This is a genomic window from Ferrovum myxofaciens, assembly GCF_013181415.1.
In the GTDB taxonomy this organism is placed as follows: Bacteria; Pseudomonadota; Gammaproteobacteria; order Burkholderiales; family Ferrovaceae; genus Ferrovum; species Ferrovum myxofaciens.
Map to the genome: position 1 here is coordinate 947,225 of NZ_CP053676.1, position 12,236 is coordinate 959,460.

Below are 12,236 nucleotides of genomic sequence, written 5' to 3' on the forward strand. Positions count from 1 at the left end.
CGCGCATCTCCTATTGAAAGTGCTTCAGAAAACGCAGATCGTTCTCGTAAAAAGTACGCAAGTCATCCACCCCGTACCGGATCATGGCCAGGCGTTCGACGCCCAGGCCAAAGGCCAGTCCCACATACCGCTCGCTGTCGATCCCCAAGGGTTCCAGAACATTGGGATGAACCAACCCGCACCCCAGCACCTCCAGCCACCCTGTATGACTGCATACCCGGCATCCGTGACCCTGACAGATGACGCAGCCGATATCCATTTCGGCCGAAGGTTCGGTAAAAGGGAAAAACGAAGGACGGAAACGAGTGGGCAAGTCTTCCTGTTCAAAGAAATGGCGCATGAACTCACTCAGCAATCCTTTGAGGGCTGCCAGAGAAACCCCTTCTTCCGCAACCCAGAGCCCTTCCACCTGGTGAAACATGGGGGTATGAGTGACATCGGAATCACAGCGAAACACTCGCCCTGGAGCAATGATACGCACCGGCAACCCATGGGATTTCAGATAACGAACCTGAACGGGAGAAGTATGGGTTCGCAACACCACCCCCGGTGCCAAATAGAAGGTATCGTGCATGGCCCGCGCCGGATGATCGGCAGGGATATTGAGCGCAGTAAAGTTATAGTCGTCGCTTTCAACTTCCGGTCCCTCTGCCACCTCGAAGCCAAGACTTCGAAACAAGGTTTCGATGCGCTCCAGGGTACGTGTCACCGGATGAGTCGCTCCCCTTCCGTGTTGCCGTCCCGGCAGTGTCACATCCAGAGCCGAGGCACGCAATTCCCGTTCCTGCTGGGCTTGTACCAGCGCCTCGCGGCGTTGCTGCAACGCCCTTTCCAGTATACCTTTGACCTGATTGATCGCAGCCCCCGCAGACTTGCGTTCTTCGTGAGGAAGCACGCTCAATCCCTTGAGGCGTTCCGTCAACGCACCGGTTTTACCTAAATAACGGGCCTTGGCTTCTTCCAGCGCATGGGGGGTGTCGAGACGGGCAAAAAGGGCCAGCGCCTCCTCCTGCAATGACATCAAAACTTGCATGAACGATCCCGGAATAGAAAAACCCCCGGGGAGAACCCCGGGGGTTGGATTCAACGTCAGGCAGACAAAACGGTACGAGCCGTTTCCACCATTTGGCTAAAAGCCGGTTTGTCGAAAACCGCCAGATCGGCCAACACCTTACGATCGATCTCGATACAGGCTTTCTTCAGGCCATTCATGAATACGCTGTAGGTCATGCCGCATTCCCGTGCTGCCGCATTGATCCGGGCAATCCACAAAACACGAAAATCACGCTTGCGGCGCCGGCGATCCCGATAGGCATACTGTCCGGCCTTCATCACCGCTTCTTTGGCAATCCGATAGACATTCTTGCGCCGACCGCGGTACCCCTTGGCCTGATCCAGAATTTTCTTGTGACGTGCGTGGGCCGTTACTCCCCGTTTAACTCGTGGCATGGACGGTTCTCCTTAAGCGTAGGGCAACATGGCTTTGACCGAGCCCATGTTGGTGGAATGAATTTCTGCCGTCCCACGCAATTGACGCTTTGTCTTGGTGGTTTTTTTGGTCAGGATGTGGCGTTTGAATGCCTGAGAGCGCTTGATACTGCCACTCCCTCGCACGCGGAAGCGTTTTGCAGCTCCGCTTTTGGTTTTCATTTTGGGCATGGAAAGCTCCAATCGTTATAGTAATCCGCGTCGGGTGAACAGGCTACGCGCCTGATACTTGATGACCCGCCGCGCCTTGTGGGCACTGCTTGCTACGCATCTACTTCCGTCGACGTAGCTTCGACTTTATTATTTTCCTTGCCGGCTTTGGCGACTACTTCAGCCTTTTTGCGGGGAGCCAGCACCATTACCATCTGACGCCCTTCCATCTTGGGAAACTGCTCCACGACTCCATGGGCTGCCAGATCGGCTTCTACCCGTTTGAGCAGGTTGTATCCCAATTCCTGGTGCGTCATCTCGCGACCGCGAAACCGCAAGGTCACCTTGGTTTTGTCACCCTCGGACAAAAAGCGAATCAGGTTGCGCACCTTGATGGCGTAATCTCCATCATCAGTGCCGGGACGGAATTTGATTTCCTTGACTTGAATCTGTTTCTGTTTGACCTTGGCTTCGTGCTGTCGCTTGCTTTCACGATACTTGAACTTGCCAAAATCCATCAGGCGACAGACCGGTGGGTTTGCCGTCGGGGCAATTTCCACCAGATCAACGTCAGTTTCTTCCGCCTGACGCAATGCGTCATTCAGACGCATGATCCCCAGTTGTTCTCCATCTACCCCCACCAACCGCACTTCTGCGACGGTGATTTCCCCGTTGATCCGGACTTCCTTATCCTGAGCGATCGCCATTTCTCCCAAAAAAACAATAATTGACCAAGACCTGACCCGATCTTGATCCCTATCCTTCCACTTCAGTCAGTGAGTTCGCTCTTGGCCAGAATTTCAGCCTTCATGCGGGACACGACAACTTCCACAGGCTGTGCGCCCAGGTCTTTTCCTCCCCGTAAGCGCACCGACACCTGACCAGATTCAACTTCCCGATCTCCCATCACCAGTTGATAAGGGATCTTCTGTAAACTGTGCGTCCGTATTTTATAACTGATTTTCTCGTTACGCAAGTCCATCTCCACCCGCACCCCTTCTTCGCGCAATTGCTGTGCCACATTTTCCACAGCTCCCCGCTGGGCTTCGCTGATATTTGCCACCACGGCCTGTACAGGTGACAACCACAGGGGTAGAGCCCCCGCATAGTGCTCGATCAAAATTCCTATGAACCGTTCCAGAGAACCCAGAATGGCACGATGCAACATGACAGGGGTCTGACGGCTGTTGTCGGCTGCCACAAAGGTCGCGCCCAACCGTTCCGGCATGGAAAAATCTGCCTGGATGGTACCACACTGCCAGGTACGCCCCAGACTGTCGCTCAAATGAAATTCGATCTTGGGACCATAGAAGGCCCCTTCCCCGGGCAGGGTTTGAAAATCCACTGCGTTATGCTCCAGCGCAGTGCGCAGTGCATCTTCCGCTTTATCCCAAATGGCTTCGGAGCCCACCCGCGAAGTGGGCCGGGTCGCCAATTTGTACTGGATTTCAGTGAATCCAAAATCCGCATAAACCCGGCGCAACAACTGGATGAAGGCGGATACTTCTTCCAGTATCTGATCCTCGGTACAAAAAATATGTCCGTCATCCTGAGTGAACCCGCGCACCCGCATGACGCCATGCAAGGCACCCGAGGGTTCATTGCGGTGACAGGAACCGAATTCTCCATAACGAACCGGCAATTCCCGGTAACTACGCACCCCCTGATTAAAAATCTGGACATGCCCCGGACAGTTCATCGGCTTGATGGCAAATTCCCGCTCTTCTGACAGGGTGGTAAACATATTTTGCTGAAAATGCCCCCAATGTCCTGATTTTTCCCACAGGGCCCGATCCAGGATCTGCGGACAACGTACTTCCTGATACCCATTTTCCCGGTAGATACGGCGCATATACTGCTCGATCTCCTGCCACAGGGCCCACCCCTTGGGATGCCAGAAGATCATTCCCGGTGCCTCTTCCTGCAGGTGAAACAAGTCCAGTTCCCGACCCAGGCGCCGATGATCCCGTCGTTCGGCTTCTGCCAGTCGATGCAGATAGGTCTCCTGATCCTCACGGGTTGCCCAGGCCGTTCCGTATACCCGGGTCAGCATTTCATTCTTTGCATCTCCCCGCCAATACGCACCAGCCACACGGGTCAATTTGAATACCTTGAGTTTACCCGTGGAAGGCACATGGGGACCGCGACACAAATCAACAAAATTGTCCTGTCGGTAGAGGGAAATGGGCTCATCCGTGGGAATGGCCGCAATGATCTCTGCCTTGTATTTTTCTCCCAGTTCTTCAAAAAATCGAACCGCCTCGCCCCGTGCCATTAGTTCCCGTTGTACGGGCAGATCCCGGCGCACAATCTCTTCCATACGCTTTTCAATACGCTCGAGATCCTCCGGCGTAAAGGGACGCAGATAGGAGAAATCATAATAAAACCCATTCTCGATCACCGGACCGATGGTCACCTGCGCTTCAGGATAGAGTTCCTTGACGGCATGCGCCAGTAGATGGGCAGTGGAATGACGCAGAATATCCACCCCCTCTGGATCTTTTGCCGTCACCAATGCCAGGGTGACGTCCTGTTCGATCAAGGTCGAGGTATCCACCAGACGTCCGTCCACCTTGCCGGCCAGGGCCGCCTTGGCCAGCCCTGACCCAATGCTTTTGGCCACTTCCGCCACGGTCAAGGGAGTCGGGAAGGTACGCTGGGAACCATCAGGCAGTTGTATCGTAATCACGGTTTTTCCTTTCAACGTTTCCCAAATAATTTACGTCCACGCCGCCGTTGACGGCGCAGGCTGTTTTCCTCGGATTCGGTCAGGGGCTTGGGTTTGCGATCCGCAAAGGGGTTATTTCCCTGCCGAAACTCGACCCGCAGTGGAGTCCCACGCAATTCAAAGGCTTCCCGAAAAGTATTTTCCAGGTAACGACGATAGTTATCCTGGATATGAGCAACCGCAGATCCATGGATCACCACGATGGGCGGATTATGCCCCCCCTGGTGGGCATAACGCAGTTTCGGACGAAACGGCCCCGCCTTGGCAGGTTGGTGCTTTTGCACTGCCGCCATTAGCGTACGGGTCAGGCGTGGCGTAGGCAAACGAGCCATGGCGGCTTGGTAGGCGGCATCCACCGCCGGCAACAACCCATTGACCCCCATTCCGTCCAGCGCAGAAATGAACAGATGGTGGGCAAAATCAAGGAAACCCAATTTGCGCGCAATATCCTGGCGCAGCCTGTCGCGCCGATGAGCATCCAGTCCCTCCCATTTATTCACCGCCAATACCACCGCTCGCCCTGTGGTCAGCACATGTCCCGCAATATGTGCATCCTGATCCGAGATGTCCTGGCGCGCATCCAGGGTCAGAACCACGACATTGGCTTCCTCGATGGACTGCATGGTCTTGAACACAGAAAACTTTTCCACGGCTTCAAAGACCTTGCCCCGGCGGCGCAACCCCGCAGTATCGATCAGGGTATAAAGCCGTCCGTTTTCCTCAAAATCCACCTCGATGCTGTCCCGTGTCGTGCCCGGTTGGTCAAAGGCAATGACTCTCTCTTCTCCCAGCAATCGATTAACGAGGGTGGATTTCCCTACATTGGGCCGTCCCACAATGGCGATGCGCGGACGATCCGGACGCTTCTCGGAAGAAGTGGAGGATTCGGGAACCGGAATCCCTCCCAAAACCTCGTCCATGAGATCCCCGATCCCTTCACCATGGGAAGAGGAGATGGCCAAGGGATCGCCCAACCCCAGTTCATGAAATTCGGCGGTAACAACGGCGCGCGCCATACCTTCCACCTTGTTCACCGCCAGGGTCACGTGTTTCCCCCTTTGGCGCAGGCGTTCGGCAATGGTGCGATCCCCGGGAGTCAACCCGCTGCGTCCATCGGTCAAAAAAATGACCCGATCCGCCTCATCCAGCGCCTGCTCCGTCTGGCGCGCCATTTCGCGCAGGATACCGTCCTTTGCCACGGGTTCGAAGCCCCCTGTATCGATCACCAGATAGGGTCGTTCTTCCCATAGGGCACGTCCATAGTGACGATCCCGGGTCAAACCCGGCAGATCCGCCACCAGGGCATCCCGACTGCGGGTCAGACGATTGAACAGGGTGGACTTACCCACATTGGGTCGTCCCACGATAACCACGGTGGTCAGGGGGTGAAAATCAATGGGTTGCATGGGCTGTCAACGCAAACATTTTACCCGTACGATTCACCACCAGTACCCGCTCATTCCCCAGATAAACGGGAGCCTGAACGATGGGGGTCTTGTCAGTGGCCAATCGTCCTACCTCGGCGCCATTCTCCCGGCTGATGAAATGCACCACGCCCTCCGCATCTCCCAGCACGACATAGGAAGCCGTCACGGTGGGCGGAGACAGATAACGTCCCTCAAGATCACTCATTTTCCACATCACTCCTCCAGAACTGCGATCCAGCGCCATAACATCGGATTTAGCCGTCGTTAGCACCAACTGGGAGCCCGCTTCGACCACGGGACCCAAAGCATTCACATCTCGGGACCAGACCAACTGGCCATGTTCGCTGTCCAGGCACGCGGCCCGTCCCTGATAACTGGCCGTACATACCATACCATCGCCCACCAGGGGGTCTCCCAACACATCATTCATCCGTTCCAGCTCCGTTGCCCCATGGGGTGAAGAAACCAACGACTCCCACTGAATGGTGCCGTCGGACAGGTTTAAAGACATCAACTTTCCCCCCGGCATGCTGACCAGCGCCACGCCATGCCCCAGGGTCATCCCGCCCACACCCCGCAATACCAGGGCCGGCATGGGACGGGCCTGGGTCCACAGAACCTTGCCCTCCGCTTCACTCAGCCCCATCACTTTGCCTTCTGCCGTCCGCACCACCACCATGCCATCGGCTCCTTGCGGGGCAGCCAGCAATTCGCTGTCAATGGAGGTGCGCCATAAAAACTGCCCTGTGGGCAACCAGGCCAGCACTTCTCCCTTCTTGTTGCTCAACAAAATCTCGTGCTCTCCCACGCCAATACCCGACGCAAAGGATTCACCGGTTTTCAAATCCCACTGGGTTTTCCCGTTCTCCGGGTCCACTGCCCTCAATTCACCCTTCTCTCCGGCTACATAGAGCATGTGATCATGCAAAAGTGGCACCAGAAAACCCTCTTCCGTTTCACCCAGGGAAAGTTTCCAGTCCACCTCCACCTCCACCGTGGGTTTCAGAGGCAGCATGGAGGTGATGGGCAACTTGTCCGCACAACCGGCGCTCAGAGCAGCCAGGGCAATGCCCAGCCATTGGATTTTCTTCATCGTCCCCCTCCCAGGGCTTCCCATTTGTTTTGTGCCAGTTGATGCAATGCATTCATTGGCTGCGATTTTTCCATGGCGCTTCCATAGGCAGCACGGGCCTCGGCCAACCGGTTCAAGGCCAACAGGATATCGCCACGCAGATCCAGGGTCAGTGCCGCAAAGTCCGGAGCACGATTATCGTCCAACAAACGCAAGGCCTGTTCGAATTTTTTCTGGTCAGCCAGCAGACCCGCCAGACGATACCGGGCCAGGTCAACCAGTGCCAGTTCCCGAGAATGCTCGATGACCCATTCCAACTCCCCCTGGGCATCCCCGTCCTTGCCATGGGCGTGGCAAATCGCAGCGGCAATCAAAGCGCCCCGGGTGGCCAGTGCACTGGCGGGCTGCTGAGACTGCAATGCGCGGGCGGCTCCCAGCGTGGGGGCAACCTCCCCCGTGCGGGCAGCTACCCGTACGGCTTCAAAAGCACGTCCGGCTTCTGCTTCTTGCCGTTGTCCATACCAGAGCCAGCCATTGTATCCGCCCACCCCCAGCAAAGCTGCCACGGTTCCCGCCATCACCCACTTGCCAAACTGACGCCACCAGGCTTTCAGGGAATCGATTTGTTCCTGTTCTTCTAGATCGTACATGGCTTCACTCACTCGACTTGATTTGTTGGATCGCTTCCATGACATCCAGTGTCAACTGGTCACCCTGACCACGGAGCGGTTTGAGCGAAACCTTCTGGTGTGCTGCCTCCTCTTCGCCCAGAATGATGGCCCAACCCGCACCACTGGCATCGGCACGTTTGATCTGGGATTTGAAAGTTCCTCCCCCCGCGTGAAAGTGCACGGCCAGCCCGGAGGAACGCAATGTCTCGGCCACGCATAGAGCCCAGGCTTCCTGGTGCTGGTGCATGACATACACCTCAGGATGGACCCCGAACCGCTGTGCCCAATGCGGTTGCTGTTCCAGCAACGCCAGGAGCCGCTCCATTCCAAGGGCAAAACCACAGGCCGGAGCGGGCTTCCCGCCCAACTGCTCCAGCAGTCCATCGTACCGTCCCCCACCGCAAATGGTACTCTGTGCCCCCAGCAAGGGAGTCATCCATTCAAACACCGTGGCATTGTAATAGTCCAATCCGCGCACCAGGCGCGTATCGATTTGATATTCAACGCCATTCTGCTGCAATAACCTTTGCAATTTCTCGAAATGAATACGGGATTCCTCGTCCAGATCGTCCATGAGACGGGGAGCATTCTCGATCAGGTCGGTCATGGCCGGATTCTTGCTGTCCAGAATACGCAAGGGATTGGTACCGAGACGACGTCGTGAATCCTCGTCCAGGCGGTCCGTGTGGGCCGAAAAATAGGTTTGCAAACGCGTACGATAACGCGCCCGGGTAGCGCTGGAACCAATGGTATTGAGATGCAGGGAAACCTCTTTCAGTCCCAGACGCTGCCATAACCGGGCAGTCATGAGGATCAGTTCGGCATCCACCTCGGGGCCGGCAAAGCCCATCGCTTCCACGCCACATTGATGAAACTGCCGGTAACGTCCTTTCTGGGGACGTTCATGGCGAAACATGGGACCCATGTACCAAAGTCGTTGAGGTCCGTCATACAACAGATGATGTTGTATGACCAGTCGGGCGCAGGAAGCCGTTCCTTCGGGCCGCAAGGTCAAGGCTTCCCCATTGAGTGAATCCACGAAACTGTACATCTCTTTTTCCACGATATCCGTCGCCGTCCCAATGGAACGAACGAAGAGAGCGGTGGGTTCCACCACAGGAAACCGGACTTCCCGATAAGCGTAAGCACGCAACCACTGACGAATTTCTTCCTCGAGAAATGCCCACTGCTCGCTCACCCCGGGGATGACATCGTTCATCCCCCGGACGGCCTGAAATTGTTCACCTTTCATGTTCCCACTCCGTAACGCCGGGCCACATAAGTTTCTACCAGCGCTTGAAATTCTTCTGCAATCCGCTCGCCCTTGAGCGTTACGGTCTTTTCTCCGTCCACGTAGACGGGGGCCACCGGACGCTCGCCCGAACCGGGAAGACTGATGCCAATATTGGCCAACTTGCTTTCGCCGGGACCATTGACCACACAGCCCATCACTGCCACCTGCAGATGCTCCACCCCAGGATATCGATGTCGCCAAAGAGGCATTTGACGGCGCAGGTAACCCTCGATTTGTTGAGCCAGGGACTGGAAATAGGTGCTGGTGGTTCGCCCACATCCGGGACAGGCTATCACCTGCGGCGTAAAGGCGCGTAATCCCTGGGTCTGAAGAATTTCCTGGGCCACCCGCACTTCCAAGGTACGATCACCGCCGGGCTCCGGCGTCAATGACACCCTCAGGGTATCCCCAATCCCTTCCTGCAGCAGCACGGCCATAGCTGCCGTGGACGCCACGATCCCCTTGCTCCCCAGGCCGGCCTCCGTCAAACCGAGATGCAACGGGTAGTCACACTGCCGGGCCAGATCCCGATAAACGGCAATCAGATCCTGCACTCCACTCACTTTGCAGGACAGGGTGATGCGCTCGGGTGCCAACCCCCAATCCACCGCCTGTGCAGCACTTTCCAGCGCCGAAGTCACCAGCGCCTGACGCATGACCCAGGAAACCGGATGGGGCTCCGCCAAACGGGCGTTTTCATCCATGCAACGGGCCATGACCTGAGGGTCCAGGCTACCCCAGTTCACGCCAATCCGAATTGGTTTATCGTAGGATCGCGCAAGTTCGATCAAACGTGCAAACTGTTCGTCGCGTCGGGAGCCCTGCCCGACATTGCCAGGATTGATGCGGTATTTAGCCAGTGCCCGGGCACAGTGGGGAAATTCGCTCAACAATTTATGTCCGTTGAAGTGGAAGTCTCCCACCAGAGGAACGTCATACCCCGATCGGTCGAGGGCCTGGCGCAATTCAGGGACCTGACGGGCGGCTTCCGCCGTATTCACAGTCACCCGTACCAATTCCGAACCCGCCTGGGCCAGGGCCTGAATCTGGTGAAGGGTCGCCTCAAAATCCGCAGTATCGGTATTGGTCATGGATTGCACAACGATAGGCGCATCCCCACCGATCCATAGCCCCCCCACCTGAACCGGACGGGAATGACGACGCGGGATGACCCCCTGCATACTGCCGCTGCTCATGGCTTCTCCGTCACCGATCCCTGAAGGGGTGCAGGGTACACGGGTGGGGCGTCGGACAACAGGGGCATCCTGTTTTCTTCAGAGCCGTTCCCGGCGGGAAGGGGGCGCGCCGGTTCAGACAAAACCGGCGCGGATTCCAGGGGAGGAAGCGCATTGGAAAACGAGGATCGAGGGGCAGAGGAATGCACCACGGTCACCACTTCCAGAAGATTCTTTCCCGAAAAAACGCCGGTTTTCCAACCCACCATGCCGGCCACCCCCAGGATGACCATGATCAGCAACACGCCCATGGAGAACGCGCGCGGCACCTGTTTCCAGAAAGTCGAAATTTCCGGGCCCCAGGATCGGTGCTTTTTGGGCGGAACAGAGGGAGAAAACAACGGCGTGAGATGGGGGGGTCGTGCATCCTGTCGTTCCCGCTCGAGTTGGGCCAGCAAGACTTCAGGAGGTTCGCCCAACTGACGGGCATAGGTGCGCACCAGAGCACGCACAAACATGATATCGGGTAATGCGTCATAGTCGCCGGCTTCCAGCAACTGCAACTGGTGCGGAGAAAAACGCAGTCGTTGCACCATGTCCTGAAGCGTGAGCCCCTTCTGCTCGCGCAATGCAATAAGACGTTGACCTACGCTGGATTGCTCGCCCGTTTCCTCATTCATATCCGTTCTTCCTCGCGTTTCTCGTGCCGCCGACTGCGATCCACCACTTTCCCTGCCAATTGGCCACAGGCAGCATCGATGTCATCTCCGCGCGTCCTGCGCACCGTCACGATCAGTCCCGATGCCATGAGGATATCTCTAAAACGGGCGATTCTGTCCGGCGCAGAGCGTCGATACCCGGACCCCGGGAAGGGGTTGAAGGGAATCAGATTAAATTTACAGGGAACCTCTCGTACACAATCGATCAATTGCCGTGCCTGCCGGTCAGAATCGTTGACCCCCGCCAGCATCACATATTCAAAGGTAATAAAATCACGGGGCGCTGTCTTCAGATAGCGTCCACAAACTGCCATCAAAGCGGCAAGAGGATATTTCCGGTTGATCGGCACCAGTTGATCGCGCAATTCATCGGTGGGGGCATGGAGGGAAACCGCCAGCGCCACGGGAACTCGTTCGCTCAAACGATCCAGAGCCGGAATCACGCCGGAGGTGGACAGGGTCACACGGCGCCGTGATAAACCGTAGCCAAAATCATCCAGTAAAATATCCAGGGCCGTCACCACCGCGTCATAATTGAGCAAAGGTTCACCCATGCCCATCAGAACCACGTTGCTGATGACCCGTTCGTTCGACTCATTGGCGCCCAGAGCCTGATTGGCCCACCACACCTGCCCAATGATCTCGGCCGTCGTCAGGTTGCGATTGAATCCTTGCCGCCCGGTGGAACAGAAAGAGCATTCCAGGGCACAACCCACCTGTGAGGAAATGCACAGAGTCCCACGGCGGGCTTCGGGAATGAAAACCGTTTCAATGGCATTCCCGGGTCCCAGTGAGAGCACCCACTTGCGCGTTCCATCCTCGGCAGTTTGCTCGGAAACCAAGGCAGGCACGTCCACATGGGCATGTTCTGCCAAACGTTGACGGGCCGTTTTGGACAGATCGGTCATCTGACCAAAATCTGCCACGCCTTCCTGATGAATCCAACGCATCACCTGCCGGGCACGAAAAGGCTTCTCACCCAATCCGGTTAAAAACTGGGTGAGTTCAGTGCGATTCAAACCCAACAGGTTGATGGTCATCGTTCATCAAATCAACGGGAATGAATCTGGGAGGACGGGAAAAAGTAAGCGATTTCAACCGCAGCAGTCTCCGCACCATCAGAACCATGGACGGCATTAGCATCGATGCTTTCAGCAAAATCCGCACGAATCGTGCCTGGAGCCGCTTTTTTGGGATCGGTGGCACCCATCAGATCCCGATGGGTGAGGACCGCATTCTCACCTTCCAATACCTGAATCATTACCGGTCCCGAAGTCATGAACGAAACCAGATCCTTAAAAAAAGGACGTTCGCGGTGGACGGCATAAAAACCTTCAGCTTCACTTTGGGACAGCCAGGCCATACGGGCAGCAATCACCTTGAGACCGGCCTTTTCAAAGCGAGAATAAATCTCACCGATCACGTTCTTGGCAACGGCGTCTGGTTTCAAAATAGACAGGGTTCTCTCGAGGGACATGCGGGGCTCCAAAAAAGTATAGGGTAAAAACCTTT

General features: G+C 56.3%; 13 protein-coding genes. All 13 read right to left on the reverse strand.

The window, feature by feature from the left end:
* Positions 1-10: 10 nt before the first annotated feature.
* Positions 11-1,033, reverse strand: coding sequence for a phenylalanine--tRNA ligase subunit alpha (gene pheS / locus HO274_RS04570; protein ID WP_031596903.1), 1,023 nt, complete (start codon positions 1,031-1,033; stop codon positions 11-13).
* Positions 1,034-1,089: 56 nt separating this feature from the next.
* On the reverse strand, positions 1,090-1,449 hold the full coding sequence (gene rplT / locus HO274_RS04575; protein ID WP_031596901.1) for a 50S ribosomal protein L20: 360 nt from the start codon (positions 1,447-1,449) through the stop codon (positions 1,090-1,092).
* 12 nt (positions 1,450-1,461) lie between these two features.
* Complete coding sequence (rpmI, locus tag HO274_RS04580; RefSeq protein WP_031596900.1) at positions 1,462-1,659, reverse strand: 50S ribosomal protein L35; 198 nt, start codon at positions 1,657-1,659, stop codon at positions 1,462-1,464.
* Positions 1,660-1,751: 92 nt separating this feature from the next.
* Complete coding sequence (infC, locus tag HO274_RS04585) at positions 1,752-2,345, reverse strand: translation initiation factor IF-3 (RefSeq protein WP_082783237.1); 594 nt, start codon at positions 2,343-2,345, stop codon at positions 1,752-1,754.
* 62 nt (positions 2,346-2,407) lie between these two features.
* Positions 2,408-4,327: a threonine--tRNA ligase gene (gene thrS / locus HO274_RS04590; RefSeq protein WP_031596898.1), complete on the reverse strand. Its 1,920-nt coding sequence runs from the start codon at positions 4,325-4,327 to the stop codon at positions 2,408-2,410.
* 11 nt (positions 4,328-4,338) lie between these two features.
* Entirely contained in the window at positions 4,339-5,772 is a 1,434-nt protein-coding gene (gene der / locus HO274_RS04595) for a ribosome biogenesis GTPase Der (RefSeq protein ID WP_273121785.1), read from the reverse strand.
* On the reverse strand, positions 5,759-6,886 hold the full coding sequence (gene bamB, locus HO274_RS04600; protein WP_031596896.1) for an outer membrane protein assembly factor BamB: 1,128 nt from the start codon (positions 6,884-6,886) through the stop codon (positions 5,759-5,761). Before bamB ends, der begins: the two co-directional genes overlap by 14 nt.
* Positions 6,883-7,515 (reverse strand): YfgM family protein, encoded by a 633-nt coding sequence (locus HO274_RS04605; RefSeq protein WP_273121788.1) that lies wholly within the window; start codon positions 7,513-7,515, stop codon positions 6,883-6,885. The genes bamB and HO274_RS04605 overlap by 4 nt, the downstream gene beginning before the upstream one ends.
* 4 nt (positions 7,516-7,519) lie before the next feature.
* Positions 7,520-8,788 carry a histidine--tRNA ligase gene (gene hisS / locus HO274_RS04610; RefSeq protein ID WP_273121790.1) on the reverse strand — a complete coding sequence of 423 codons (1,269 nt, stop codon included), beginning with the start codon at positions 8,786-8,788 and terminating at the stop codon, positions 7,520-7,522.
* Complete coding sequence (gene ispG, locus HO274_RS04615; protein ID WP_273121791.1) at positions 8,785-10,026, reverse strand: flavodoxin-dependent (E)-4-hydroxy-3-methylbut-2-enyl-diphosphate synthase; 1,242 nt, start codon at positions 10,024-10,026, stop codon at positions 8,785-8,787. The genes hisS and ispG overlap by 4 nt, the downstream gene beginning before the upstream one ends.
* Positions 10,023-10,685 (reverse strand): helix-turn-helix domain-containing protein, encoded by a 663-nt coding sequence (locus HO274_RS04620; protein WP_273121792.1) that lies wholly within the window; start codon positions 10,683-10,685, stop codon positions 10,023-10,025. Before HO274_RS04620 ends, ispG begins: the two co-directional genes overlap by 4 nt.
* Positions 10,682-11,764, reverse strand: coding sequence for a dual-specificity RNA methyltransferase RlmN (rlmN, locus tag HO274_RS04625; RefSeq protein WP_273121793.1), 1,083 nt, complete (start codon positions 11,762-11,764; stop codon positions 10,682-10,684). The genes HO274_RS04620 and rlmN overlap by 4 nt, the downstream gene beginning before the upstream one ends.
* A gap of 11 nt (positions 11,765-11,775) precedes the next feature.
* The gene (gene ndk / locus HO274_RS04630) at positions 11,776-12,201 is read right to left on the reverse strand and encodes a nucleoside-diphosphate kinase (protein ID WP_031596889.1); all 426 of its coding nucleotides are present in this window, start codon (positions 12,199-12,201) and stop codon (positions 11,776-11,778) included.
* Positions 12,202-12,236 lie beyond the last annotated feature (35 nt).